Annotated in this window: 26 protein-coding genes; 10 read left to right on the top strand and 16 right to left on the bottom strand. The window is 61.3% G+C overall.

Going from position 1 to position 26,279, the window contains the following annotated elements; all coding sequences use genetic code 11:
• Positions 1 to 41: 41 nt before the first annotated feature.
• Positions 42 to 2,831: a [protein-PII] uridylyltransferase gene (locus AB4072_RS09705; RefSeq protein ID WP_441968080.1), complete on the bottom strand. Its 2,790-nt coding sequence runs from the start codon at positions 2,829 to 2,831 to the stop codon at positions 42 to 44.
• 62 nt (positions 2,832 to 2,893) lie between these two features.
• Positions 2,894 to 4,144, bottom strand: a complete 1,251-nt coding sequence (locus AB4072_RS09700; RefSeq protein WP_441967535.1) for a penicillin-binding protein activator — start codon at positions 4,142 to 4,144, stop codon at positions 2,894 to 2,896.
• 187 nt (positions 4,145 to 4,331) lie between these two features.
• On the opposite strand from AB4072_RS09700, the gene rsmI reads away from it, so the two are divergent.
• Both rsmI and AB4072_RS09690 read left to right on the top strand, forming a co-directional pair.
• Positions 4,332 to 5,273, top strand: coding sequence for a 16S rRNA (cytidine(1402)-2'-O)-methyltransferase (gene rsmI / locus AB4072_RS09695; protein WP_441967533.1), 942 nt, complete (start codon positions 4,332 to 4,334; stop codon positions 5,271 to 5,273).
• Complete coding sequence (locus AB4072_RS09690; protein ID WP_441967531.1) at positions 5,270 to 5,647, top strand: YraN family protein; 378 nt, start codon at positions 5,270 to 5,272, stop codon at positions 5,645 to 5,647. Before rsmI ends, AB4072_RS09690 begins: the two co-directional genes overlap by 4 nt.
• A gap of 123 nt (positions 5,648 to 5,770) precedes the next feature.
• Here AB4072_RS09690 and AB4072_RS09685 read toward each other — a convergent pair whose 3' ends face one another.
• Positions 5,771 to 6,643, bottom strand: coding sequence for a LysR substrate-binding domain-containing protein (locus AB4072_RS09685; protein WP_441967529.1), 873 nt, complete (start codon positions 6,641 to 6,643; stop codon positions 5,771 to 5,773).
• A 232-nt stretch (positions 6,644 to 6,875) separates the two neighbouring features.
• Between AB4072_RS09685 and AB4072_RS09680 the strand changes: the two genes are divergently transcribed.
• On the top strand, positions 6,876 to 7,181 hold the full coding sequence (locus AB4072_RS09680) for a DUF1127 domain-containing protein (protein WP_441967527.1): 306 nt from the start codon (positions 6,876 to 6,878) through the stop codon (positions 7,179 to 7,181).
• 13 nt (positions 7,182 to 7,194) lie between these two features.
• On the opposite strand, the gene AB4072_RS09675 is transcribed toward AB4072_RS09680, so the two are convergent.
• Positions 7,195 to 8,070, bottom strand: coding sequence for a lipid kinase (locus AB4072_RS09675; protein ID WP_441967525.1), 876 nt, complete (start codon positions 8,068 to 8,070; stop codon positions 7,195 to 7,197).
• A gap of 118 nt (positions 8,071 to 8,188) precedes the next feature.
• Between AB4072_RS09675 and gshB the strand changes: the two genes are divergently transcribed.
• The gene (gene gshB / locus AB4072_RS09670) at positions 8,189 to 9,136 is read left to right on the top strand and encodes a glutathione synthase (protein WP_441967523.1); all 948 of its coding nucleotides are present in this window, start codon (positions 8,189 to 8,191) and stop codon (positions 9,134 to 9,136) included.
• A gap of 221 nt (positions 9,137 to 9,357) precedes the next feature.
• Here gshB and hemW read toward each other — a convergent pair whose 3' ends face one another.
• Positions 9,358 to 10,521 carry a radical SAM family heme chaperone HemW gene (hemW, locus tag AB4072_RS09665; RefSeq protein WP_441967521.1) on the bottom strand — a complete coding sequence of 388 codons (1,164 nt, stop codon included), beginning with the start codon at positions 10,519 to 10,521 and terminating at the stop codon, positions 9,358 to 9,360.
• 198 nt (positions 10,522 to 10,719) lie between these two features.
• On the opposite strand from hemW, the gene AB4072_RS09660 reads away from it, so the two are divergent.
• On the top strand, positions 10,720 to 11,370 hold the full coding sequence (locus AB4072_RS09660) for a TetR/AcrR family transcriptional regulator (RefSeq protein ID WP_441967519.1): 651 nt from the start codon (positions 10,720 to 10,722) through the stop codon (positions 11,368 to 11,370).
• Between the two features lie 352 nt (positions 11,371 to 11,722).
• Positions 11,723 to 12,220 carry a DUF2852 domain-containing protein gene (locus tag AB4072_RS09655; RefSeq protein ID WP_441967518.1) on the top strand — a complete coding sequence of 166 codons (498 nt, stop codon included), beginning with the start codon at positions 11,723 to 11,725 and terminating at the stop codon, positions 12,218 to 12,220.
• 117 nt (positions 12,221 to 12,337) lie between these two features.
• Here AB4072_RS09655 and AB4072_RS09650 read toward each other — a convergent pair whose 3' ends face one another.
• The 4 genes from AB4072_RS09650 to AB4072_RS09635 form a co-directional block, all read right to left on the bottom strand.
• Positions 12,338 to 13,435, bottom strand: a complete 1,098-nt coding sequence (locus AB4072_RS09650) for a hypothetical protein (protein WP_441967516.1) — start codon at positions 13,433 to 13,435, stop codon at positions 12,338 to 12,340.
• Between the two features lie 338 nt (positions 13,436 to 13,773).
• Positions 13,774 to 14,424 carry a non-canonical purine NTP pyrophosphatase gene (locus AB4072_RS09645; protein ID WP_441968079.1) on the bottom strand — a complete coding sequence of 217 codons (651 nt, stop codon included), beginning with the start codon at positions 14,422 to 14,424 and terminating at the stop codon, positions 13,774 to 13,776.
• Between the two features lie 109 nt (positions 14,425 to 14,533).
• On the bottom strand, positions 14,534 to 15,250 hold the full coding sequence (rph, locus tag AB4072_RS09640; protein ID WP_441967514.1) for a ribonuclease PH: 717 nt from the start codon (positions 15,248 to 15,250) through the stop codon (positions 14,534 to 14,536).
• A gap of 71 nt (positions 15,251 to 15,321) precedes the next feature.
• Positions 15,322 to 15,621: a hypothetical protein gene (locus AB4072_RS09635; RefSeq protein WP_441967512.1), complete on the bottom strand. Its 300-nt coding sequence runs from the start codon at positions 15,619 to 15,621 to the stop codon at positions 15,322 to 15,324.
• A gap of 107 nt (positions 15,622 to 15,728) precedes the next feature.
• Here AB4072_RS09635 and hrcA point away from each other — a divergent pair, with 107 nt between their 5' ends.
• Positions 15,729 to 16,820 carry a heat-inducible transcriptional repressor HrcA gene (gene hrcA / locus AB4072_RS09630; protein ID WP_441967511.1) on the top strand — a complete coding sequence of 364 codons (1,092 nt, stop codon included), beginning with the start codon at positions 15,729 to 15,731 and terminating at the stop codon, positions 16,818 to 16,820.
• A 132-nt stretch (positions 16,821 to 16,952) separates the two neighbouring features.
• Entirely contained in the window at positions 16,953 to 17,357 is a 405-nt protein-coding gene (locus AB4072_RS09625) for a hypothetical protein (protein WP_441967510.1), read from the top strand.
• 107 nt (positions 17,358 to 17,464) lie between these two features.
• On the opposite strand, the gene AB4072_RS09620 is transcribed toward AB4072_RS09625, so the two are convergent.
• Positions 17,465 to 18,001 (bottom strand): Dps family protein, encoded by a 537-nt coding sequence (locus AB4072_RS09620; protein ID WP_441967508.1) that lies wholly within the window; start codon positions 17,999 to 18,001, stop codon positions 17,465 to 17,467.
• Positions 18,002 to 18,207: 206 nt separating this feature from the next.
• Here AB4072_RS09620 and lepA point away from each other — a divergent pair, with 206 nt between their 5' ends.
• Positions 18,208 to 20,013 (top strand): translation elongation factor 4, encoded by a 1,806-nt coding sequence (lepA, locus tag AB4072_RS09615; protein ID WP_441967506.1) that lies wholly within the window; start codon positions 18,208 to 18,210, stop codon positions 20,011 to 20,013.
• Between the two features lie 35 nt (positions 20,014 to 20,048).
• Here lepA and arsC read toward each other — a convergent pair whose 3' ends face one another.
• The 4 genes from arsC to AB4072_RS09595 form a co-directional block, all read right to left on the bottom strand.
• Positions 20,049 to 20,477 carry an arsenate reductase (glutaredoxin) gene (arsC, locus tag AB4072_RS09610; protein WP_441967504.1) on the bottom strand — a complete coding sequence of 143 codons (429 nt, stop codon included), beginning with the start codon at positions 20,475 to 20,477 and terminating at the stop codon, positions 20,049 to 20,051.
• A gap of 30 nt (positions 20,478 to 20,507) precedes the next feature.
• Positions 20,508 to 21,557 carry an ACR3 family arsenite efflux transporter gene (arsB, locus tag AB4072_RS09605; RefSeq protein ID WP_441967503.1) on the bottom strand — a complete coding sequence of 350 codons (1,050 nt, stop codon included), beginning with the start codon at positions 21,555 to 21,557 and terminating at the stop codon, positions 20,508 to 20,510.
• Positions 21,557 to 21,916 carry an ArsR/SmtB family transcription factor gene (locus tag AB4072_RS09600; protein ID WP_441967501.1) on the bottom strand — a complete coding sequence of 120 codons (360 nt, stop codon included), beginning with the start codon at positions 21,914 to 21,916 and terminating at the stop codon, positions 21,557 to 21,559. The genes arsB and AB4072_RS09600 overlap by 1 nt, the downstream gene beginning before the upstream one ends.
• 151 nt (positions 21,917 to 22,067) lie before the next feature.
• Complete coding sequence (locus tag AB4072_RS09595; protein WP_441967499.1) at positions 22,068 to 22,538, bottom strand: hypothetical protein; 471 nt, start codon at positions 22,536 to 22,538, stop codon at positions 22,068 to 22,070.
• A gap of 293 nt (positions 22,539 to 22,831) precedes the next feature.
• Between AB4072_RS09595 and AB4072_RS09590 the strand changes: the two genes are divergently transcribed.
• Positions 22,832 to 23,662 carry a lytic murein transglycosylase gene (locus AB4072_RS09590; RefSeq protein WP_441967497.1) on the top strand — a complete coding sequence of 277 codons (831 nt, stop codon included), beginning with the start codon at positions 22,832 to 22,834 and terminating at the stop codon, positions 23,660 to 23,662.
• 301 nt (positions 23,663 to 23,963) lie between these two features.
• On the opposite strand, the gene AB4072_RS09585 is transcribed toward AB4072_RS09590, so the two are convergent.
• Entirely contained in the window at positions 23,964 to 25,052 is a 1,089-nt protein-coding gene (locus AB4072_RS09585; RefSeq protein ID WP_441967495.1) for an ATP-dependent DNA helicase, read from the bottom strand.
• Positions 25,049 to 25,915, bottom strand: a complete 867-nt coding sequence (locus AB4072_RS09580) for a DMT family transporter (RefSeq protein ID WP_441967493.1) — start codon at positions 25,913 to 25,915, stop codon at positions 25,049 to 25,051. Before AB4072_RS09580 ends, AB4072_RS09585 begins: the two co-directional genes overlap by 4 nt.
• Positions 25,916 to 26,279: the final 364 nt, after the last annotated feature.

The raw sequence follows: 26,279 nt of genomic DNA, 5'->3' as shown, positions 1-26,279 counted from the left end.
GAAAAGGTTCGGCCCTCATATCAGGGTCTTGCGCTCACAAATCAAGCGCTGCGACGCGGCGGGAGTTCCTTCTCATCGCCCTCGAAGACTTTCAAGAGAGCCTTCCGGACCGTGGCCTGCCGCCCCGGATGGTTGACCTTGGTACCGGTGAGATCCGTCACATAGAACACGTCCACGGCCTTTTCGCCAAAGGTCACGATGTGAGCGGAGGCGATGTTGAGGTTGAGCTTCCCCAAAGCCGTCGTGAGATCGTAGAGAAGCCCCGGACGGTCGAGGCCGGAAACCTCGATGACGGTCTGGCGGGTCGACAATTCATTGTCGATGGAAACTTCCGGCACCACATGGAACGCTTTCGAACGCTCCTTGGTCGGGCGTTTCGTATCGACCAGATCGGCGATCTTCACTTTCCCCCTCAGCGCCTTTTCGATGGCACTGGCAACCCGCCCGGCACGGCGCAACTCATCTTCGTCCCGGTCGAAGGCGCGGGAGAGTACGATGGTGTCGAGCGCCATGCCGTCGGTCGTGGTGAAGATCTGCGCATCGACGATGTTCCCACCCGCCGCCGCGCAGGCGCCTGTGACGATGGCGAGCAGGCGCGGATGATCGGGTGAGAGAACCGTGAACTCGGTCACGCCCCTGAAACGATCCGTCTCGTATGCCGTCGTCACCGTCCGCCCCGCCTTGTCGGACTCACGTACGAAACGGGCGTGCTTCTGACGCTGCTCCTCGTCCGCTCTCAGCCAATAAGCAGGCGTGTGGCGCGCCGCATAGGCCCCGAAGTCTGCCTGGCTCCAATCGGGTAGTTCCGCGCGCAAGTTCTCCTGCGCAATGCGGATACGCTCCGAGCGCGCGAGATCCACCACGCCGCCGCCGAGCATCGTTTCCGTCTCGTGATAAAGCGTCCGCAGAAGCTGGCCCTTCCAGCCCGTCCAGACGCCGGGACCAACAGCCTTGATGTCCGCAATGGTCAGAACCAAAAGGAGCTTCAAGCGCTCCATCGTCTGTACCATCCCCGCAAAACTCCTGATGGTGGCGGGATCCGACAAGTCGCGGCTCTGGGCCGTATTCGACATCAGGAGATGATGCTCGACCAGCCACGCGACCGTATCGGTCTCAGCGGCATCGAGGCCGAATCGAGGCCCGAGCTTTCGCGCGATGACGGCGCCAGCCTCCGAGTGATCCTCCTCGCGCCCTTTGGCGATATCGTGCAGGAGCACGGCTACATACAAGGCGCGTCTGTTGCGGATCGTACCGACGATCTGGTTTGCCAGCGGATGCTCTTCGGCCAATTGCCCGGCTTCGATTTCGGCAAGGACGCCGATGGCGCGCAGCAGATGCTCATCCACCGTATAGTGGTGATACATGTTGAACTGCATCATCGCGACGATGCGACCGAAATCGGGAATGAAGCGACCAAGCACACCCGCTTCGTTCATGCGGCGCAGCACCACCTCCGGCGCATTGCGCGAGGTGAGAATTTCGAGAAAGAGGCGATTCGCCTCGCTATCGCTGCGCAGATTTTGGCCGATCAGCTTGAGCGAGCGGGTCTCGAGGCGTGTGGCGTCCGGATGGATCGCGAGATTGTGCCGATCGGCGAGCCAATAGAGCCTGATGAGGTTGACCGGATCGCGCTCGAAAACGTGCTCGTCTCGTACATTGATGCGATTGTTGTCGATGAAGAAGTCGTGACCTTCCAGCGCCCCGCCGCGCCGACGGCGAAAGCGGCCGAGCACGCGGTCGAGCATGGGTCTGTGCTTGGCCTGCCGCGCTTCGAGTTCGGCGCACACGATCGCCGTCAGATCGCCCACATCCTTGGCGATGCGGAAGTATGCTTTCATGAAGCGCTCGACGGCCGCGAGACCTCCGCGCCCGGCAAAGCCGATGCGCTCCGCAATCACGCGCTGCATGTCGAAGGTCAGGCGCTCTTCCGCGCGCCCCGTCGCGAAATGCAAATGGCAGCGCACGCGCCACAGGAATTCCTCGCAGCGCGCGAAGAGCTTGAATTCATCGGACGTGAAGAGACCCGCCTTCACGAGTTCAGCAGGCTCGCGCACGCGATACACATACTTCGAGATCCAGAAGAGCGTGTTGAGATCGCGCAGGCCGCCTTTGCCGTCCTTCACGTTGGGCTCGACGACATAACGCGAAGCGCCTGCCTTGGTGACGCGCGCATCGCGCTCCTTCAGTTTCGCATCGACGAATTCCGCCGCCGAGGTTGCGATGACTTCGCGGTCGAAGCGCTCGACCATATTGTCGAAAAGCGCCTTGTCTCCGAACAAGAATCGCGCTTCCAGAAGCGAGGTGCGAATCGTCATGTCGGCGATACCTTCGCGCAGACAATCCTCAACCGAACGTGTTGCGTGTCCGACCTTCAACTTCAAGTCCCAGAGCACATAGAGCATCGCCTCGACGACGCTCTCACTCCAGGCGGTTTGCTTGTAGGGAAGCAAAAAAAGGAGATCGACATCGGACCCCGGCGCGAGCGTGCCGCGTCCATAGCCACCTGTCGCCACGATGGCGAGGCGCTCTTCCGTCGAGGGATTGGAGATTGGATAGAGATGATGCACGACTGCGTCGTAGACGGCTGTGATGAGCGCATCCATCTGCGTGGACAAGCGCCTCGCGCAGACAAGGCCATTCTGCCTTTCCAGCAATTGCCGCTCGGCTGCCGCTCGGCCCTCGTCCAGAACGCTCTTGAGCCCCGGCACCAATCGAGCACGCAAGGCAGTGGCGTCGCGAAGGGGCTTATCGCCGAGTTCGCGCAAGACAGTCTCGAAGGTCTGATTCGACATGGACCGGGAAAGGGGCTGGGGTAAGCTTTCGCTCAGCATCGTCATAGGCCTGAACCTATGACTTTACAGCGTTCGTCTCAAGGCGGTGCGGCGACCGGATATCAGTAAGCTGAGGCTGTCAGTGCGCGGGGCGCAGCATTGACGGCGACAGTCGTCCCATTTCGGATTTCCTGTATCGCGAGCGCCCGGTTGTTGGTTCCATCGGTCTTGAAGCGGAACACGCCGTCGGCACCGGCAAATCCCGCCGGATTCGTCAGCACATCCTCCGCAAAGCGCCGAGAGCCTTGGGTGCGGGTCAAGGCGGCGACAAGCGTGACGGCGTCGTAGGACAAGGTCGCAAGGCGCGTCGGATCGGTGTTGAAACGGGCCCGGTAACGGCCCGCGAAAGCCTCGAAGCCGCGACTGTCGGGAGCGGCGAACCAGCCGCCCTGGAGCGTCGGCACGGCGAAAACCCGCGCCTCGTTCCAGACACCGGTGCCGAGAGGGCGCACCCGTTGGGGATCGAATCCGACCGTCTGCAAGGCGCGTGCAACGGCGTTCAAGCCATCGGCATTGTCAGGGATGATCAACGAATCGACCTGCGGCGCACCACCGCCGATGACATTGCCGAGGCGCTGGACCGCCGCCTGAGGTTGGCCCGAAGGATAGCGTTCGATGGCGACCACGCGGAGCCCTGAGCGCGCCGCCGTTTCGCGAAAGCGTGCTTCGACCACCGTGCCGTAGGTCGTCTCCGGGATCAGGGCCGCGATAGAGCGGTGCCCCTGGCGCGCGGCGTAGGAGACGATGCGATCGACCTCCTCCTGCACAAGGAAGCTTAAGAGATAGATGCCGGGTCCGGCAACGCTCGCATCGGTCGAGAACCCGATCAGCGGCCGCCCCGCTTGTCGGGCGACCTGCCCTGCCCCCTGCACGGAACCTGCGAAGACCGGCCCGAGAATGAGTTCCGCGCCCTCTGCCACAGCCTGCTGAGCCGCCTCACGCCCGCCTTCCGGCGTGCCACGGTCATCCTTCACAAGAAGCGTGATGTCGGCGCCTTGGAAATCGCTCAACGCCAGATCGGCGGCATTGCGCATACTCTGGGCCACGATAGAGCCCTGTCCAGCGCTGGAGAACGGCAGAATCAACGCGACCTTGACGTTCCCCGTGCCAACCGTGGTGCTCGTGGGTGCTCCATAGGCCAACGGCGGCACCTGCCCCGGCATGGCCTCCACCGGTTCCTCATAAGATGGCTGAGGCTGTGCTTGCGCGGGAGCGCTCGCGGTCCGGCGCGAGGGTGTCAGGCTGCCGGAACCGATGCACCCCGTCAGAACCACGGGAAATGCCAGGACCAGCATGATCGCGATGCGATTCATAAGGCTTTTGCCTTGGTTCTGTCGGCTCGAGCGAATGCACACCATCTTCCACTCTCCGGCGACGCAGCCGATGGCTACGCGAGCAGTCTATCCTGAGGTTGGGACAAGGATCGCAATGAAAAGTAAATATTGTTTCCAAAGCATGAGGCTTCCCGTCGTCGAAACCTTCATGCAAAGGTAATTCTGCATGACACAGAGAATCGACAACAGAACCAAGCGGCGGCCTTCGGGCGGGCAGACGAGCACCTTTACCGCCTTCGGCCTCGCCGCCGAGGCTGAACCTCTTGCGCCCGGCCTCTACGTGGTCGCCACCCCCATCGGCAATCTGAAGGACGTGTCCTTCCGCGCACTCAGTGTCCTCGCTGCGGCCGACGCCGTGCTTGCCGAAGATACGCGTGTGACGAAGACGCTCCTCGCCCATTACGGCATCACGACGCCCCTGGTTGCCTACCACGAACATTCCAACGAGGCCGTCCGCGAGCGCATGGTCCTGCGCGTCCGTGAAGGTCAGGCGCTCGCGCTGGTCTCGGACGCCGGTACGCCACTCGTCTCCGACCCCGGTTACAAGCTGGTGCAGGCCGCTATCGAAGAAGGCCTGCCGGTCACACCCATTCCCGGCCCGTCCGCCGTATTGACCGCGCTCGTGGTCTCCGGCCTTCCGACCGATCGTTTCTTCTTCGAGGGCTTTCTGCCGCCGAAGAGCGCCGCACGGCGCAGCCGCCTTGCCGAGATCTCCACCATCCCCGGCACGCTCATGCTGTTCGAAGCGCCTCACCGCCTGCCAGAGATGCTGGCCGATGCCGCCGCCGTATTGGGCGAGCGCAGGGCCGTCGTGGCGCGGGAACTGACGAAAATGTTCGAGACGATCCGGCGCGGCACGTTGCCGGAACTCGCCGAGCAGTTCGCGACGGAAGGTCCGCCAAGGGGCGAGATCGTGGTTCTGATCGGCGAAGCGACGAAGGAAATGCATGCGGCCGAAGCGGATGCGGCCCTCGACGGCTTGCTCGAAGCAGCGCTGAAAACGCATTCAATCAAGGATGCGGCGGCGCTCGTCTCGGCGGAATTGGATCTGCCAAAGCGCGATGTCTATGCGCGCGCGCTCGTCCTCGCGAAAGCCAAGAACGAATGACGAAGAAGGCCGAGCGCCGCCGCCGCACATTTTTACGCGGTCATCAGGCGGAACGCCTCGCCCTGTTGTTTCTGCTGCTGAAAGGCTATCGCCCGCTCGCTCGCCGCTACGCAGCGGCAGGTGGAGAGATCGATCTGATCGTCAGACGCGGCGGCACGATCGTTTTCGTCGAGGTTAAGGCGCGGGAAGTCATGGACAACGCGCTCACCGCAATCACCGCCGTCAAGCGTCAGCGCTTTTCCCGTGCGGCGCGCGTATGGCTATCCCGGCACGCTTGGGCAGAAGGCAAGACATGGCGCGCCGACGCGATCTTCGTCGCCCCGAAACGCTGGCCACGCCATTTGAAGGCAGCGTTCGAGTTGGAGATCTCTTAGGCGCGTTTTCACTCGTCATCCCGGGGCCGCGTTAGCGGAACCCGGGATCGTCCTCCGGAAGAGGCGCTTTTCTCGTCATCCGATCCCGGATCGCCTTCGGCGTCCGAGATGACGCGTGTTTGCTCACGCCACCATCCGACGCTGCTCCACGACCGCCTGGCGAATATGGCGCGCGAGTTCCTGCGCGATGTGGCTGCCACCATCCTTCGGCAGATAAAGGTTGACCGAGAACGGAGGAAGCAGCGGAAGCCCGGAATCCTTGCCGAGCACTTCAAGGCTGCTGGGTACGGTCGACGACAGAGTCGCCATCACCGCGATGTCTGCGGCAGTCGTCGCGACCTGCGCCTCTGTATTCGTCAGCTCCGACGTGTTCCACCATTCGATCCCGGCCCTCTGCAAAACCTCGCGAATAGGCGTGCGAAACGCGCAATCGCTGCACCCGATGGAGACTGGTAAGGGGCGTTGCCATTGGGCTTCGCCTCCGCGCGCACCGACCCAGACGAGGCGATCGACGACGAGATTTTCACCGTCTGGGCCGCACTTCAATTCGGTGGTCAGCGTCAGGTCGACCTGCCCGGCCTTCAGCAAGTCGAGAAGCTTGACGCTCGACGTGCAGCGCAACGACACACGGACTTTCGGATACGCTTGCGCGAAGCCCTTCAGGAATCTCGGCAGATAAGTGTTTACAATGTCGCTCGGAATGCCGAGGCGGATCTCGCCCTCGTAAAGAGGCGTCGTCATTTCGGTCCAGATTTCATCGTTCAGCGCCAGAAGACGTTTCGCGCGTCCGAACAGGCGCTCCCCGGCGCTCGTCAATTTCAAGCCGCGCCGCTCCCGCGTGATGAGAACTTCGCCGAAGGTGTCTTCCAGACGCTTGATCTGCTGGCTGACGGCCGCCTGGGTCAGATTCAGGACGCCGGTGGCAGCGGTCATGCCGCCCGCATCGACGACGGCAACGAAGGCGCGCAGGAGACCGACATCGAGATTGCGGGCCATGAGATATCTCCATAACAAATCTTTATTCTAAATATAATGAACATTCGTTTCATTTATGCAAGTAGCTGCCCTATGGTCATTCCGTCGCCGCTACTGACGTGCCGGTGACCAGCAAAAGACAAGCGATCCGGCCTCACATTTCCCACGCGCCGCCAGCCGAGTTCCTACTCGGCCTATGAGGCTGCTTACACGGAAAGACATGGATCGCGGATGCGAAATAAAGGAGCGAACCATGACCATGACCATGACACGCGACACCGCCGCAACCCGGCTGAGCAGCTCTCCGGCAACCCGCATCGCCACTCTTATCGCCCGTCTTGCTGCCGCTCTCGCGCGGGAGATTCGTATCCACCGCGATATGCGTCTGCTCTCCACCTTCGATGACGCCGCGCTTCGCGATATCGGTCTAGCGCGCGGCGGCGTGGAGAATGCGGTCCGCAACGGTCGCGCCCGTGGGAAAAGTCTCGGCGATTTCGACCGAGAACAGGTCAATTCGGCGGGGACGGTGATCCCACAACCTCTCACCGAATGGCGATAGTGCCTGTCGCCCGTTACGGCGCGAACACCGTCACCGCCCCCGGCTTGATGGAAAAATGAGCCGGGGTGCGTGTGACGATTTCCCCGTCCGCATTCACGGATCGCGAGATTCGGGTGCGGATGTCGAATTCCTGCGCGCGTACCGCGCGGACTTCGCGCCACGCGCCATGCTCGCCGGACCGGAACGAGCGCGCCATCAAGGCCAGCTTCCAGACTTTTTTGAACTCAAGGCTGTAGAGATCGAGATGCCCATCGTCGATGGCTGCATCCTTCTCGACAGCATTGCCACCACCATAATAGCGGCCATTGCCGACAGCGATCTGCAGAGTGCGGACGCGTGTGGATTTGGTCGCGCTCACGATGGTGGCGTTGAAAGGCCGCGCACGCGCCAGCACTTTGAGCGCCACGATCGCATAAGCGAACCGCCCGAAGCGCCGTTTGATGTCACCCGTCAATTCATGAGCCAGTTCCGCCGACAGGCCGATGCTCGCCACATTGAAGAACGGCTCGCCGTTCACAATGCCGAGATCGATCTTGCAAGTGTGCCCGGCGGCGATCACGCGCACGGCCTCATCGAGATCGAATGGAATGCCGAGCGTGCGCGCCAGATCGTTCGCGGTGCCCATGGGCAGGATGCCGAGCGGAATTCCCGCCTCGATCACGCCGAAGGCCGCCGCGTTCAGCGTGCCGTCACCGCCGCCAACCACGGCGCAATCCACCTTGTCCGCATAGTGCGCGATGAGTGGTGCGAGTTCGTGCCGGCTGGCGCATTCCCGATGCAGCGGCTCGATGTCGTGCGCCTTCAGGCGCGCGATAGCGAGATCACGCTGGGTCGCACCGGAACGGCTTTTGACATTGACGATGAGGAGCGCGCGGCGGGGAGATGGCATGGGTCTCAGATGTGAAGCCTTGAGCATTCCGGCAAGTGCCGACGAGGGTCATGCGTCCGGGGCAGTTGCCAAGCGTTCATTTCGGCTCGATAACCCTGCCACTCACGGAGGCTGATGCATGACCCTCACCGTCGCGGTCCAGATGGACCCCATCCAGAACATTAGGATTACAGGCGATTCGACCTTCGCCATGCTGCTGGAGGCGCAAAACAGAGGGCACAAGCTGCTCCACTACACCCCTGACCGGCTGTCCATGCGCGACGGCGCCATCGTCGCTTCGGCCGAAACCATCGAAGTCCGCGACGTGGAGGGCGACCATGTCACCCTCGGCAAGCCGGAGAGGATCGACCTGTCGACGGTCGATGTGGTTCTGCTGCGCCAGGATCCACCCTTCGACATGGCCTACATCACCACGACGCATCTCCTGGAGCGTATCCATCCGCACACGCTCGTCGTGAACGACCCGGCCTATGTGCGCAACGCGCCGGAAAAGCTCTTCGTCACCGAGTTCCCGCATCTCATGCCGCCGACGCTCATCTCCCGCGACAGGAACGAGATCGAGGAGTTTCGGCGCGAGCATGGCGACGTGGTCATGAAGCCGCTCTACGGCAATGGCGGCGCGGCGGTGTTCAAGGTCGGCCGCGAGGATCCCAATTTCGGCTCGCTCTACGATCTGTTTTCCGTCACCTTCCGGGAGCCTTGGGTGATCCAACGGTTTCTGCCTAAGATCACGGAGGGCGACAAGCGCATCATCCTCATCGACGGCGAAGCGGCGGGCGCGGTCAACCGCGTGCCGGCGGCCAACGACATCCGCTCCAACATGGTGCGCGGGGGTGCTGCCAAACCCACGGACCTCACCCCGCGCGAGCGCGAGATCTGCGAAACTATCGGGCCGCACTTGAAAAAGATGGGACAGATCTTCGTCGGCATCGACGTGATCGACGGCAACCTTACCGAGATCAACGTCACATCGCCCACGGGCTTACGCGTCATCAAGCGGCTCGGCGGACCCGATCTGACGGTGACGTTGTGGGATGCAATCGAATCAAAGGTGCACCGGAAATAATTTCGCACACGTGACGCTGGCGCTCCGCGTAACGAGACAAGCGCCAATCACCTCTCCCCGGCGGGGAGAGGTCGAGCGTAGCGAGGGTGAGAGGTTGCGACCTTTTCCGGAAAGCGCGCTCCCTCACCCGGACCTCTGGTCCGACCTCTCCCCACCGGGGAGAGGTGAAGGACGGCGCATCTCGTGCCAATCTCACACGTCGCCAAAGCGCGATCAGCTTTCTAAACCGCCAGCTCCGCGATCACCGCATTGAGCACCGGAAAGCCCTCGCGCGTGACGGAGAGGCGTGCATCGGAACGCTGAGCCAGCATCCCTTGCTCCTGTAGCGAATGCACGCGCTTCGCATCGAGCATGCGCCCCGTAAACGCCGTGTAACGCGCGGGGTCTATGCCCTCTTTCAGGCGAAGGCCCATGAGCAAAAACTCGTCGCCCTCGGATTCGGAAGCGAGCACTTCCTCCTCGATGATTCCGTGCCCATCGCGCTCGACTTGCGCGAGCCATGTCTCGGGATGTTTTTCCGTCGAGGTCGCAAGCCGCGCATTGCCCGTCACCAAGCGGCCATGCGCGCCAGGGCCGATGCCCGCGTATTCGCCGTAGCGCCAATAGAGAAGATTGTGTCGCGATTCCGCGCCGGGTCTTGCGTGGTTGGAAACCTCATAGGCCGGAAGCCCATGCTTCTCGCAAATTTCCTGCGTGAGATCGTAGAGCACCCGCGCCTCGTCATCACTCGGAACAACGAGCTTACCCGCCTGATGCAACCGCTCGAACCATGTGCCGGGCTCGATGGTGAGCTGATAGAGCGAGAGATGTTCGACGGCATAGGAAATCGCGCGCTCCAATTCCGCTTTCCACGTCTCCGGCGTCTGATCGGGGCGAGCGTAGATGAGATCGTAGGAGTAACGCTCGAAGATCGAGGCGGCGATCTTCACCGCCGCGAGTGCCTCATCGACGCTGTGCATGCGGCCAAGGCGGCGCAGATCGTGATCGTTGAGCGCCTGCACGCCGAGCGAGACTCGATTGATGCCTGCCGCGCGGTAGCCGCGAAAGCGCTCTGCTTCAACGCTGGTCGGATTGGCTTCCAACGTCACTTCCGCATTCGGATCGACGGCCCATGCGCCGCCGATGGCATCGAGCAGCGCGCCCACCGTCTCCGGCTTCATGAGCGAAGGCGTACCGCCGCCGAAGAAGATGCTCGATACCGTCCGCCCCGGAATGCGCGCCGCCGTGTGCGCGATCTCCCGGCGAAAGGCCGCGAGAAAGCGCTCCTGATCCACCGGCTGGTGGCGAACGTGACTGTTGAAGTCGCAATAAGGGCACTTTGAAGCGCAGAAGGGCCAGTGCACATAGACACCGAAGCCGACATCGCGCGTCGGATGATCGATCATAGCCCGCTTATGGCATCTTCCGCGCTGCCCGTCACGATCACCCTTGCCGCACGGCTCCAGCGAACCTCGAATTGACCGGAGCGGAGCGTTTCAATAACGGCATCGTGCATGTGGGATCACACCCTGATCCGGCAATCGCACTGGCCTCATCTCTCTGAAAGACCTAGTTTCAGGGAAGATAACGAACGGAAAATCCGCATGCGCCACTGGCACAGCCCCTTCGACAGGCGGGGCTACCACCACGGCAATCTGAAAGAGGCGCTGATCGACGCCGCGCAGCGCTTCATCGCAGAGCGCGGGCTTGGCGGTTTCACGCTCGTGGATGCGGCCAAGCTGGTGGGCGTGACCCCAGCGGCACTCTATCGCCATTTTCGGGGACGCGAGGCCCTGGTGGAAGCGGTGGCCTTTCGGGGCGTCAAGGATCTGGCGGAGCGTCTCGGCAAGGCGCTCTCCGGCGAAGGCACACCTCTTGAGCGCTTCACGCGTATGGGCGAGGCCTATCTCACCTTCGCCGAGCAGGAACCCGGCTATTATGCTGCCATGTTCTCCTCCGGCGCGAGCGACGGGGCGGGCGCTTCTTCGGCGCAGAAGGTCGCCGTCGACGCCAAGCCGCGCGAGAGCGCCTTCGATCTTCTGGTCCGTGCCCTCTCAGAAACCTTTCCAAGCGGCTTCAAGGACGTGGATGTGCGCTTCATTGCTATCGAAGTCTGGGCTCTGTCCCACGGCATTGCGACCCTCGACGCCGCCGGTCAATTGCCCAAGGGCCCCGGTCTGCCGGACAAGTATGAGCTGTTGCGCGCGGGCGTTCTGGCCCTTGTTCACGGCGCGCTCCAGAAGGCGGGAAAATAGCGCGGGTTTGGATATTATAGCCCGACGTTAGGGCGGCTGCGTCGCGCCACCCCAGCCGGGTCACCAGTCCATCTTCTTTTTTTGGGGGCGTCTTCAAATCGCAAACAGCCGTTGCGCTATCCCTTCAGGCTGCTGGGCTTGCAGCGCTCTCACCGCGTCCTCTGGCCCGCCCCTGCCTGTTTTTGGCATTCCGACTTGCCGATAATCCAATCTTGGCTTTTGGCGTCTCGCTCTCCTGCCCCTTCCTTGCCCTTCTCTGCCCCGTCCTCGCCGCACCCCTGTCGCACCCCTTGAATCCGTGTGCGAGTCTTCGCATGTAAATGTTGTTTGCATTAACATGCGGGATCCAGCCATGACCTCCTCGTCTTCAGCCTCCTACAACTCGTCCACCTGGAACACGGGCGCCGAACCAGGTTTTGAGCACGGCGCTCGCTCTCATCGCTGCGGGCGACCGCCACGCAGGGCGATCGAAATCATCGGTGTGATCGCTGCGTTCATCTGGTTCTGGCCCCTTGCGGTTGCCTATCTCGTCTGGCGGGCGATGGGATGCCCGAAAGCCGAAGAGGCACGGGCCTTCATCCAAGAAAAATGCACTCGCTTTCAGGAAAACTTCTCGGGCCGGCCTTCCGGCGGCTTCGGCTTCGGCCCCGGAAGCACAGGCAATTCGGCTTTCGAGGACTATCGTCGCGCCGAGTTGAAGCGGCTCGAAGAGGAGCGCCGCCGCCTCGACGAGGAGGCCCGCGCCTTTGCCGGCTTCGTCGAGGAATTGAAGCGTGCGAAGGATCGTGAAGAATTCGATGCCTTCATGGCCAAGCGCCGCGCAGAAAAGAACGGCCCGGCTGGCATCTGAGATTTTTAAGAATCGAAGGAGCGCTCCACAGGCGCTCCTTCTCTTTCTTCCACCAGCCGTACTGGGGCCACTCTCTTAAGATCGCGGCAATATCCGGGCTCTCTCGCCCGCATATGCTCAGAGCACGAAGAAATCGGCCGCGACCATGGCCTTTTTGGGCAGCTTCGCGATAGCGACTTGGACTTTGGGGCCTATTCCATCCGGATCGTAATAGAGAACGCCCTTGCTCTTGTCGAAGATGATCCGGTCGTCCGCGTCATGAGCCTGGGGACCGGTATAGAAAGCCTTGGCGGCCATTTTCTTGGGGCTCTCCATGGTACCCGCCTTGCCGAGGCCTTTGAATATCGCATCGTCGAGCCAGATGTCGTCGTCCTTGGAACGGAAGTCGGTAATGGTGTCGACGTTCGTCTTCTTGTTAGGCTTGGTGTTGAAGAGGAAAGCGTCCTTCCCCATCCCACCGGTCAAAGTGTCCTTGCCGGCGCCGCCGCCCAGAGTGTCGTTGCCGCCCATGCCGCTGAAGATGTCGATGTCGGCCCCGCCCTGGAGATAATGGGCGCCGTCATTCCCGATCAGTTTCTCGCGGAGCACATCGTCAACCGACACAGTCAGCGTCTGAGTGTGGGCAAACCCATTGCTGCCGATCACTTTCACAAGAATCGCATGACTTTTCGCCTGTTCGTGATCGAGCTTGAGGCCGTCACGCACCTTCAACTGCGTGCCCTCGATCACGAAACGACCGCCCGCATCGTCGAGCAACTGGTACTGCAGAGTGCCGGTCTGATTCGCCGCCACGTTGGCCAGCGAAAGGTCCCCGACGGTTTTTCCGCTATCGGCCCCCTCTGCGATCCGCCCGCCGCCAAGGGACAGCCAGGGTGGGGACACGCCGGCAAAATGACCTTGGTAGATAGTATCGTCGCCATCGCCTACGTCCGCCCAGGTCGCAACCCAGCTGCCATCGCTCAGGGCTGTGACGACAGGGTGAACCGACTCGCTCAAGAGGGCTGTCTGATTGATCCGCTCGGGCGGAGCTAGGGCGATCCCGGTGGCGCCGAATTGCTGAGCATAGATTTCCGTGCGCCCAATGACGTCTTCAGCCCAGACGACAATCCAGCCGCCACCCGGGAGCGCAGCCACCGAAGAGCCGGTCACCTCATACTCAGTATGGGGCATATGGCCGGGAATTTGAATTTCCTGACCAATTCGCGCGAACGCCATGGATCTCAACCCTTCTTTTAGAGAATTATGTATGTGATAACGTTACGTTAAAAACTAGCAGAATTCATTGGCCTAGTCGAGCCTCGGCGTGTGCGAAAACTCACATGCGATATGGGCGACAGAGGTGCGCGGCTTTCGCATTTGCGGCCTGCAACCGACGCTTTTGGAGGACTCGTGGAAGCACTTGGCCACTACCGCGCGCACGATCCCCGCCAGAATGAGAATGCGCGAGGGCATGCCCCAACGTGGCGGTTCGTGGTCGCCAGAAGCAGATCAGGGGGAGAAGCCGTGTATCGAGACGTTCAGCGGAGCGCTCTCAAAAGACGCTCCGCCCCGCATCACCCGACGCGTTGCGGCAGGCAGCGGGCGGCGAGGTTCAGGAAGGCCCGCGCCCGGTGGGACAGGGCTTGAGGCTCGGGCTGAGACCAATCGATGCCGTGTTTTTCTTCCGCAGAAATCTCACCGAAGGTCTTGGTGAAGCCTTCCGGCTGGAACAGAGGATCGTAGCCGAAGCCCTGATCGCCTCGGGGAGGCCACACGACATGACCGAACACGCGGCCTTCGAACAATTCCTCGTGTCCATCCGGCCACGCGAGCACCAGTGCCGAGGTGAAATGGGCCCTCCGGTTGCCGTCCGCCCCCACACCGCGCTTTTGCAGCTCGCTCTCCACCCGCGCCATGGCTCCCGCAAAATCCTTGTTCGGCCCGGCCCAGTTAGCGGTGAAAAGCCCTGGCGCGCCGTCAAGAGAATCGACACATAGCCCGGAATCGTCGGAGAGCGCCGGTAGGCCCGTGGCCTTTGCCGCCGCGTGCGCCTTGATGGCCGCGTTCTCGGAGAACATGAACCCCGTCTCGTCGGGCTCGGGCAGGCCGAGTTCGCCGGCTGAGACCGCCTCGACCCCGAATGGCGCGAGCAATTCCTGCATTTCACGCAGCTTGCCCGGATTGTGGGTGGCGATGACGACCTTGCCGGTCAGAGGGCGATGCATGGGCTTATTTTTCAGAACGCAGATAACGGGTGACGGATAGGGGAAGAAAGCGACACGGATCATGCGGAGGCCCTTTTCGAATAGACCTCCGCCAACACCGAAAAGCACCCTAGGATTGTACGATCTTCTTCTGCAATTCAATGAGCTGCGCGGTGCCGGCCTTGGCGAGGCGCAGGAGGTTCATGAATTCATCCTCGGAGAATGGCTTTCCTTCCGCCGTGCCCTGCACTTCGACGATGCCGCCGGAGCCGGTGATGACGAAGTTCGCGTCGGTTTCAGCGGACGAATCCTCCGCATAGTCCAGATCGAGAACCGGCGTGCCCTTGAAAATGCCACAGGAAATGGCGGCGACGGGTTCGCGGAGCGGGTTGAGCGAGATGATCGAGCGGCTCTGCATCCAGGTGAAGCACTCATGCAAGGCGACCCATGCCCCGGTGATGGAGGCGGTGCGTGTCCCGCCGTCGGCCTGGATCACGTCGCAATCCACCACGATCTGGCGCTCGCCGATCGCGGGTAGGTTCACCACTGCGCGCAGGGAGCGCCCGATGAGACGCTGGATTTCCTGCGTGCGGCCCGAGGGCTTGCCGGAAGTGACCTCGCGCTTCGTGCGCTCGTGCGTCGCGCGCGGCAGCATGGCGTATTCGGCCGTCACCCAGCCCTTGCCGGTGCCGCGCAGCCACGGCGGGCCCTTTTCCTCGAGCGAAGCCGTGCAGAGCACGCGGGTATTGCCGAAGGAGACGAGACAGGATCCCTCCGCATAGCGCGCGACGCTACGCTCCAGAGTGACGGGGCGCATTTCGTCCGGCGCGCGATTGGAAGGGCGCATAAGCTCAGTCTCCGTGAACTAAAGAAAGGGCTTCCTAAATTCTATCGACGGCCACGGCAAGCGAGCAAAGCTCAGCCGGACCAATCGCATGCCAGCCGCATGACGACATCCCTTTCGAAGAGTTCGATCGTGGGAACCGGTCCTACCGGCGCGTCGAATCGCTCGTTTTTCTCCGATTCGGCATTGAGTGCAGCCGCCTGAGCCGCGATCTTCTTTCCAAGAACGGCCTCAACCTTCGCCTTCGGCGACTGGAAGACGATCAGACTCGCATCTGTTATCAAACCCGGAAAATATCGCATCCAAGTTGGTTTTGCGGCAACCGGCATAACGTCCAGAACAACTGCGACCAGTGACCCGACGATCAGGCGCATAGGTAGAATCCTTTGAAGCCAACAATGTTGCGCCAGGATATGATTCAGCGCTTGCATAGGCCAGTGCCACTCCGCACATATGGGCTTCAGGATTCATCCAGGATGCCATGACAATCACGGGACGCTTTCAATCTCTCGCTGAAAACCGCGCTGCGGCGGAGCTGAACGAGCGTTCGCGCGAGATTTTCCGGCAGATCGTCGAGAGCTATCTGATGACCGGCGAGCCGGTCGGTTCGCGCAATCTGGCGCGCATTCTGCCCATGGCGCTCTCGCCGGCCTCGATCCGCAACGTGATGTCGGATCTGGAAGCGGCCGGCCTGATCTTCGCTCCTCATACCAGTGCGGGCCGCCTGCCCACCGAGACGGGCCTTCGTTTCTTCGTCGACGCCATGATGGAGATCGGCGACGTCACGACCGAAGAGCGGGCCCGGATCGAAGCCCAAATGAAGGCTGCCGCCTCCGGCCACACACTCGAAACGGCCCTCGCCGAAGCCTCGACGCTTCTCTCCGGCGTTTCTCGTGGTGCGGGGGTTGTCGTCACGTCGAAGTCCAACACCCATCTCAAGCATATCGAATTCGTCCGCCTCGACCCGAGCCGGGCGCTCGTCGTCCTCGTCTCCGACGATGGCTCGGTGGAAAACCGGTTGCTCGACCTGCCCCCGGGCCTACCCGCAGGGGCGCTAATGGAGGCCGGGAACTACCTCAATGCCCGCATTCGGGGCCGCACTCTCGTCGATCTGAGAAGCGAGATCGAGGCGACCCGCGCCCAGATGGAACGAGAACTCGACACACTGACGGCCAAGCTCGTCAATGCGGGCATTGCCACAACGGTCGGCTCTCCAGAGACTCGCCAATTGATTGTGCGTGGTCAGGCCAATTTGCTGGAAGATCTGAAGGCAACTGAAGATCTGGACCGGATCCGCCTGCTCTTCGCCGATCTTGAAACCCAGACCGACGTGATCGACCTTCTCACCCGCGCTGAACTCGGCGAAGGGGTGCGAATCTTCATCGGCTCCGAAAACAAACTTTTCTCGCTCTCCGGCTCGTCCCTGATTGCCGCGCCCTTCCGAGACGCGAGCCAGAAAATCGTCGGCGTCGTGGGCGTCATCGGCCCGACGCGGCTCAATTATGCCCGCATCGTGCCGATGGTCGATTACACCGCGAAGGTGGTTTCACGTATTCTGGAAAAGGGGAGATAGGATCTAAAGCCTGATATTAAAGCGAAATTCTTCGCGCCAAGCTGCGGGGAAACTGGAAACTAACTTGACCGCAAGCGTTAAACCTCCGGTCCATGAAAGGGACCATTGCTTCCATCGAGACAGGAGGTTCCCTTGAAGACTCTGACAATCCTTGCCAGCGCGGGTTTGATGCTTGGCACGATCGGTCTGGCGCAAGCTCAGGTCGGTTCCCCCTTCCCGGATGCCGCTCCGAATGAAGTGGAGATCATCAACGGCATTCCCTGTCGCACCGTTCTTCAGTATGAAACCAACCAGCGCATTCCGATTCAATGCGCAACCCGATCCGGCATGGTCGGCATGTCCGGCCCGGTAAACAGGGAACCGATGGCGACGGGCAGCACGGCCCCATCTTCCGGGGCTCCTCTGGCCGGCACGCCGAACTCGCTCTTCCCGATGGCCGAACCTAACGAAGTCATGGTCATCAACGGACTTGCGTGCCGCACAGTCCTTATTCCGGAAACCGAGCGGCGGGTGCCTATTGAATGTGTTAAACGTTGATGCGGAGAGATCAAGATCGTCTGCCCGACGTGATTGAATGATCGCGTCGGGCAGACACCACCAAGGTGATGGTGTCTCGCATTCTGATGTACAGGTGCTGAAGCGCCTCAACGCCCCGTACGGTCCACGCCGCGGCTGGCCTCGAAAAGGAACCAGGTCCGGCGCTCCGTCTCGTCGATCCACACCTCTATCAGGCTTGCCGTCGCCACATCGTCATGGTCGTCGCAGATTTTGTGCGCCCTCCGCATATTGGCCGTGAAATTCTTGTTGTCATCGAGAAGCTCCCGCAACATTTCCAGCGGCGGCACGAAATCGGCATCATTGTCGTCCACGCGCTGCAACCGGGATATCTGACCGATGGAGCGGAGGGTGGTACCCCCGATCTTGCGGACGCGTTCGGCCATATCGTCGGTCATGGCGAAGATCTGCTCGGACTGCTTATCGAGGAGCAGGTGATAGTCGCGGAAGTGCGGTCCGCTCACATGCCAATGAAAATTCTTGGTCTTTAGGTAAAGGGCAAAAGTATCGGCAAGAAGGGTATTGAGGGCTTCGGAGATCGCAGTGACGGCATCGGCTTTCAGATCGGTCGGGGTATCGAGGGCGGCCGCTTTCTTGTGCGGTTGGAGCATGCGTACTTTCGACATCGTCCGGATCCTTTTCTGACTGGGATAGGCCGGGCTCGAACCGTCCGGCTTGAGCTGCCCCTCTCAACGTGGGAGGCGCCTCGTCAACGCCTTCAGCCCCCAAAGCGTTGCCTGCTCTTGCCTCCGGGGAAGCTTTCCGCGCTGATTTTCCGCTCGCGACAACGCCTTCGCTTGGCTTCCTGTGGCCGCGCTGCTATGTGCCCGGCATGAGCGCACATACCTTCGATAACATCCGCAACTTCTCCATCGTCGCCCATATCGACCATGGAAAGTCCACCCTGGCCGACCGTCTGATCCAGACGACCGGGGCGCTTTCCGCGCGCGAAATGACGGAGCAGGTGCTCGACAGCATGGATATCGAGCGGGAGCGCGGCATCACCATCAAGGCGCAGACCGTGCGCCTCGAATACAAGGCCGAGGACGGCAAGACCTATATCCTCAACCTCATGGACACCCCCGGCCACGTGGACTTCGCCTACGAGGTCTCGCGCTCGCTTGCCGCCTGCGAAGGCTCGATCCTGGTGGTGGATGCCTCTCAGGGAGTCGAGGCACAGACCCTTGCCAACGTCTATCAGGCCATCGACGCCAACCACGAGATCGTCCCGGTTCTCAACAAAATCGACCTGCCCGCCGCCGATCCGGACCGGATCAAGGAGCAGATCGAGGAAGTAATCGGCATCGACGCCTCCGAGGCCGTGCCGATTTCGGCCAAGACCGGCCTCAACATCGAGGGCGTGCTGGAGGCCATCGTCAAGAAGCTGCCGCCCCCCAAGGGCGATGAGGCAGCACCCCTCAAGGCACTCCTCGTGGACAGCTGGTACGACGCCTATCTCGGCGTAGTCGTGCTCGTGCGCATTATCGATGGCGTGCTCAAGAAGGGCATGAACATCAAGATGATGGGGACCAACGCGACCTATGGCGTCGATCGTGTGGGCGTATTCGCACCCAAGATGCGCGACATGGCCGAGCTGGGCCCGGGCGAAGTCGGCTTCCTGACCGCCTCGATCAAGGAAGTAGCCGATACCCGCGTTGGCGATACCATCACCGACGACCGCAAGCCCACGGCCGAAGCCCTGCCCGGCTTCAAGCCCGTGCAGCCAGTGGTGTTCTGCGGCCTGTTTCCGGTGGACGCCGCCGAGTTCGAGAACCTGCGCGCCGCCATGGGCAGGCTGCGTCTGAACGATGCCAGCTTCTCCTACGAGATGGAGACCTCGGCCGCGCTCGGCTTCGGCTTCCGCTGCGGCTTCCTCGGCCTTCTGCATCTCGAAATCATTCAGGAGCGGTTGGAGCGCGAGTTCAATCTCGACCTCATTTCTACCGCGCCGAGCGTCGTCTATCACCTCAACATGAGCGACGGCTCCGTCAAGGAACTGCACAACCCGGCCGACATGCCGGACGTCATGAAGATCGAATCCATCGAGGAACCATGGATTCGCGCCACCATCCTCACACCGGACGATTATCTCGGGTCCGTACTCAAGCTCTGCCAGGATCGGCGCGGCATCCAGATCGACCTCAACTATGTCGGCAAGCGCGCCATGGTCGTCTACGATCTGCCGCTCAACGAAGTGGTGTTCGACTTCTACGATCGCCTGAAATCGATCTCGAAAGGCTACGCCTCGTTCGACTACCACATCTCCGATTATCGCGAGGGCGACCTCGTGAAGATGTCGGTGCTCGTCAACGCGGAGCCGGTGGACGCGCTCTCCATGCTCGTGCATCGCGACCGCGCCGAGGGCCGTGGCCGCGCCATGTGCGAGAAGCTGAAGGATCTCATCCCACCGCACATGTTCCAGATCCCGGTCCAGGCGGCCATCGGCGGCAAGATCATCGCCCGCGAAACCATCCGCGCGCTGCGCAAGGACGTGACCGCCAAGTGCTACGGCGGCGACGCCTCGCGCAAGCGTAAGCTGCTCGACAAGCAGAAGGAAGGCAAGAAGCGCATGCGCCAGTTCGGCAAGGTGGACATCCCGCAGGAAGCGTTCATCGCCGCGCTCAAGATGGATAGCTGATCTTCGCGAAAGAATACGCCGGATGCGGCGCGGCCTTACGCTGTCGCCGCGCGCCGCCCCGATGCGTCGATCACCAACTCCCCATCCTCTTTACGAAATTCGCCCAGTTGCGGCACCGGCAGGATATCGAGCACCGCTTCCGAGGGGCGGCAAAGCTTGACGCCGAAGGGCGTCACGACGATGGGGCGCTCGATCAGGATCGGATGCGCCATCATGGCATCGAGAAGCTGATCGTCAGTCAAAGCCGGATCATCCAGGCCAAGTTCGACGTAGGGCGTTCCCTTCTTCCGCATCGCATCGCGGACGCTTAACCCCATGCGTTCGATGAGCTGGCGCAGGAGGAGCCGCGTCGGCGGCGTCTTCAGATACTCGAGGATGTGCGGCTCGATCCCAGCGTTGCGGATGATCCCGATAGTGTTGCGCGACGTTCCGCAAAGCGGATTGTGGTAGACGATCACGTCCATTTGCGACCTCCCTGACGTTCGAAAGTGAATTCAGACCTGCTGGACGCGCTCTTTGCGTTGGCCGCGCTCATACCAATCGCGGCTTGCATTGACGATGTAGACCACCGACAACATCACCGGCACCTCGACGAGCACACCGACGACCGTTGCAAGCGCAGCACCGGATTGAAATCCGAAAAGGCTGATCGCCGCAGCGACCGTCAGCTCGAAGAAATTACTCGCGCCGATCAGCGCCGATGGTCCGGCAATACAGTGCTTCTCGCCACTCACGCGATTGAGCAGGTAGGCCAGCCCGGCATTGAAATAGACCTGGATCACAATCGGCACTGCGAGGAGGGCGATGACAAAGGGCTGCGCCAAAATTTGCTCGCCCTGGAAGCCGAACAGCAACACGAGAGTCGCGAGCAGAGCGACAAGCGAAAGCGGCTGCAAGGTCGCAAGCAACCTGGTAAGCGCCGCCTCCCCTCCCTGCGCCAGCACGCGCTTGCGCAAAATCTGCGCGGCAAGGGCCGGGGCGACGATGTAGAGCGCAACCGACAGCGTGAGCGTGTCCCATGGCACGGTGATGGCCGACAAGCCGAGCAGAAAGCCGACAACCGGCGCGAACGCGATCACCATAATCACGTCGTTGAGCGCTACCTGCGAAAGAGTGAAATGCGACTCGCCCTTGGTGAGATTGCTCCACACGAAGACCATGGCGGTGCAGGGCGCGGCGGCAAGAATGATAAGCCCCGCGATGTAGGAATCGATCTGCTCCGGTGGCAGATAAGAGCGAAAAAGGTATCCAATGAAGAACCAGCCGAGCGCGGCCATGGAAAACGGTTTCACTGCCCAATTGACGAACAGCGTCACCCCGATGCCGCGCCAATGCTCGCGCACCTGATGAAGCGCGCCGAAGTCTATCTTCCCCAGCATCGGTACGATCATTAGCCAAATGAGCATAGCGACGGGTAAATTGACCTTCGCGACTTCCAGCGCACCGATAGCGTGAAAGACGCCGGGAGCAAAATGTCCGAACACAACGCCTGCAACGATGCAAAGCGCAACCCAGAGAGTGAGATAGCGTTCGAAGAATGACATCAGGCGCTCTCTTGAATTTCGGACGGCGTGCAGCATGGGGACAGATCCGCGATCAACGGCGCGCAGATCTCGGGCCTGCCTCCGCAACAATCCTTGAGCAGGAATGTCATCATTCCGCGCAGGCCCGCGAGGTCGGCACGGTAGACGATGGAACGACCGCTTCGTTTTGCTTGAACGAGCCCAGCGCGGGTCAGCACCGCAAGGTGGGCCGACATGGTGTTGTGCGGCACGACGAGCGCCCGCGCCACGTCGCCGGCGGGCAAGCCCTTCTGTTCATGAGCGACCAGAAGTCGAAACACGTCGAGCCGGGTAGATTGCGCCAGCGCTGCCAGGGCGAGAATAGTTTGCTCTTTGTCCATATGTCGAGACTTATCGAAATATTAAGTCGCAAGCAAGGGATCTCCACCAGTCGCCTACAGCATGATCAGAAAGTGGAAACCGGTTGTTCGCCCGGATCATGCGGCAAAGGAATCGAGAGCTTGATCGTGTTTCAAAGAGACCTATCAAGCTCTAGTCTCGGCAGGAGTGGAGCGCTCGCAATGTGGACAGGATCTCTCGCATCAGCGCATCGTATTTGTCCTGTCGTGGCACATTGCTAAGCGAAAGTTCGAGCACCCACGCCTCGGAAAGGGGAGCGATGAAGGTCTCGACGGTCAGGGCGTGCAACGCTGCGGGAAGGTTCCCGTCGATCCACGTGGCCGACCAGCGTGTGACGCCGGACGGCATCGAGGCGAGCTTGACCGCCTGTGCCGGGCGCCCGATCAATCCCTCATAATCCCGTTGCAGAAACGCAGCGTCGCGACTGACGAGATCAGGTTGCGGAAGATCCCGCAGGTCGCTGGCGGCGCGGATCGCGAGCTTGAGGGCAGTAACATCGCCCGCTCTTTGCAGCCTAGAGCCCTCATTATTCGCGCTGTTGAGAACCCATTCGTGGGGAAGCGTCAGCGAAAAGCAGAGATCGTTCGCGACACGCTCAGACACATGGGTATCCGCGGTTGTGGGATCGAATGAAACAGAGATCGGGCGCGTGGGCACACGCCGGAGATCATCCGTAGGAATCATCGTGCTGGCTTTCGCTGAGTGAACCGCGAAAGCCGCCACGAAAGCGAGGATGTTCACCGTCAATGTCTTCATCATGGTCATAGGCAGCAGGTCTATTCGAGAGGTCCCAGATCAGCGCCCTGACAGGAAAACGCGGTCAAAACGTGTCGGTTTCGTACTTGAGTTGGCCAAAGGTGGCGCTACCTCCAAAGGCCGAAGATTGGAGGCGACAGATGCTGACATTCATGCGTTTTTCGGCTGCTGCAGCTCTTCTTCTGTCGACAAGCGGCGCTTTTGCGGCGACCTGCCGCGATCCGGCCGGGTTCGATAAATGGCTCGGCGACATCCGCAACGAAGCAGCTGCGCAAGGAATCTCTCTTGAGGCGATCCGTGCTGGCTTGAGTGGGGTCACCTTCGATCCGAGTGTCATCGGCAAGGATCGTGGACAGGGCGTGTTCAAGCAGAGTTTCGAGCAGTTTTCCGGACGCATGGTGTCACCCTATCGACTAAGGATGGGGGCGAGTTTGCTGAAGAAGCATGCCGGCATTCTCTCGCGTATCGAGGATCGTTATGGCGTCCCCGCCGAAATTCTCGTCGCGATCTGGGGACTCGAGAGCGATTTCGGCGCGGTCAAAGGCAACATGGCGACGATCCGATCCGTCGCGACGTTGGCTTACGATTGCCGGCGCACCGAAATGTTCCAGGCGCAATTGTTCGATGCGCTGCGCATCGTGCAGCATGGCGATCTCACGCCGGGAGAAATGCGCGGAGCCTGGGCGGGCGAACTTGGCCAGACCCAGTTCATGCCGTCCTCTTACGTGAAATACGCTGTCGACTTCGATAGCGATGGGCGTGCAGATCTCTTGCGGAGCCCGGCCGATGTGCTGGCCTCCACCGCGAACTATCTCAAGAGCCACGGCTGGCAGCGAGGTGCCGACTGGTCGCCCGGCGCACCGAATTTCGAGACGCTGCGTGAATGGAACAAATCGACCGTCTATTCACGCACGGTCGGTTATTTCGCGAGCCGTCTTACGCAAGGCCGCGAAGCGCGCGTCGGCCAGTAGAGAATTGCACGCGCTGCCGCCGCCCAGCGCTGGCCTCGCACCGACATCTGCCCACTTCTGAGAGTTCTCGTGTTCGCGGGCGTCAGCGGAACCTGCGCCATGGCGCGCCTGCTCTCGTTCGCGCCCTGGAATCGCCGGGCGACTTCCGCATAAGAAGATCACGGACGGCATCTCTCTTCGTACCGACGGCGACGAGGGACTTCGGCATGATCGTCGGGCTCGATCTCGTTGGCGGAGGCGGTTCGATCCTTACGGCCCTCCTGACGTTTGCGGCCCAGCAGGAGACGTTGCAGCGATTTCCCTACTGGACCACGGTGACTGTCTTCGCTGCGCGCGTGAGGCCGGTGTAAAGCCACCGGCTGCGGTGCTCTCGGAAGGCATACGATTCATCGAAAAGCATCAGATCGTCCCACTGCGAACCTTGCGCCTTGTGGACCGTGAGCGCGTAACCGAAGGTGAACTCGTCCGACTCGCGGCGGAGCGCGTAGGCGAGGTCCTCTTCGCCGCCCTCAAAGAAGGCCTTGTGCACCGCCACCTCGACAGGTTTGCGACCGTCATCGTCGGCCACCACGTCCATGCGGATGAAGTCATTGCGGATGCCGCGAAGCGCGTGGATGGTCCAGGTCCCGCCGTTGAGAAGCCCCTTGGCCTTGTCGTTGCGCAGGCACACGAGCTTCTCGCCCGCCGCCGGCATCGGATCGCGATAGCCGTTCAGCTCGCGCAGGCGCGTATTATAAAGACGGCGCGTCTTATTGAGACCGACCAGAACCTGATCCGCCCCCATGACCATGCCGGCATCGATCTCACTGCGGCGGATCACGCGGCTTTCGCCGAAGACGCCCGGCTCCAATCGCCCTCCCTCGCGCACCTTCATGGAGAGGTGAATGATCGGGTTGTCCTGCGCCTGACGATGGACATCGGTGAGCATCACGTCAGGTTCAGCCTCGGTGAAGAAGCCACCACCTTTCACGGGCGGCAATTGCGCCGGATCGCCGAGGACGAGGACGGGTTGCCCGAAAGAGAGAAGGTCACGACCGAGCTCTTCGTCCACCATCGAGCACTCATCGATAATGATGAGATCCGCCTTCGCCGCCGCGCTTTGCCGGTTGAGGACGAATTGCGGCCCGCCCTCATCCGACTCGCGGGAGCGATAAATGAGCGAGTGAATCGTGGAGGCGTTTTCGCACCCCTTGCTCCGCAGAACGAGCGCCGCCTTTCCGGTATAGGCGCCGAAAGCGACATCCCCATCGACACCCTCGGCGATATGACGCGCGAGCGTCGTCTTGCCGGTGCCGGCATAGCCGAAAAGCCGGAAGACCGGACGGTCGCCCTGGCGCAGCCACTCCGCGACGGCTTTGAGCGCGGCATCCTGTTGCGCGGACCAACTCATGCTGCTTTCGCCTCCCGGCGCAGAGAGTAGAGCAGACCGACAATAATGCAGCCGCTTCCAAGGAATACGAACGGATCGAGAGCCTCGCCATAAAGCTGCCAGCCGACAAACGCGATCAGCGGGATCCGCAGGAAATCGAGGGGCACCACCATTGTGGCGTCGCCATGGCGGTAGGCGTTGGTGAGGCAATAGTGTGAAAGCAACCCACCGAGGCAGACGCTCGCAAGAGGCAGCGCCTGCGAGGGCTCGATCCGCTGCCAGAACGGGGATCTGACACCGGCGAGATTGAGCGGGAGCTGGATCAGATTCATGTAAAGGATGATCGAGAAGGTGCTCTCGGTCGCCGTCAGTTTCTTGGTGACGATAGCCACGAGCGCGAAGGCGAAAGCGACTGCAAGGACGAGCAGGCTCGCCGGCTGCAGCGTCTCGACGCCGGGCCGTAGGATGATCAGCACACCGGCGAAGCCAAGCACGACGGCAACGAGACGCCCCCGTGTCAAACGTTCATGCAGGAGCGGGATCGCCAGTAGTGCGACCCAGGCAGGTGACGTGAACTCGAGCGCAAACACCGTCGCGAGCGGAAGCAGCGTGAGGCTGAACGCCCAGGCATCGGTGCCCGCGAAATGGATCACGTTGCGCAGGAGATGCAACTTGAAACGTCGCGGCTTCAATCCCGCCCGCAAATCGGGCTTGAGCAATGCGAGGCCGAGCAGGATGGCAATACCCGCCGCATTGCGCATCGACAGGATTTCGAACACCGAAAAGTTACCGGACAGAGCGCGTACACCGACCGCCGTTGCGGAAAAGGAGAGGAGCGCGCCGGTCATCCAAAATACGACGGCGAAGATATTGCGGTGGGACACGGCATTCCTGGCGGTTCGATGCTGCTCTGGATTAGCGGGAAGGGAGCGCCGCGTGAAGGGTGCATCCGGTCTCGATGACATCGTTCACCGGCATGCCCGCCCATCGATGCGCGACGAAAATCGCACATTGATTCGCCGGACCTGTATCGATGAAGAGGCTGAGATGAGCTCGAATGAGGCTGAAATGACTCGTCTCGTTCCACATCCGGCCAAAAAAATTTGTCGGCACTTTTCGCACTCTATCAACCTCTCCTCAGGTGCGCCGCGAACGTGTGCGCCATGCACGTTGCATCGATGAGAACAGCGCTTTTCGCCTATACTTCAACTAACTGAAAATGCTTACTTTTTTGATGTATTTTTTACT

The sequence above is a fragment of the Microvirga sp. 2MCAF38 genome, from assembly GCF_052115485.1.
Classification (GTDB): Bacteria; Pseudomonadota; Alphaproteobacteria; order Rhizobiales; family Beijerinckiaceae; genus Microvirga.
Note: the sequence above shows the minus strand (reverse complement) of the source record. Positions and strands in the feature narration are given on the sequence as shown.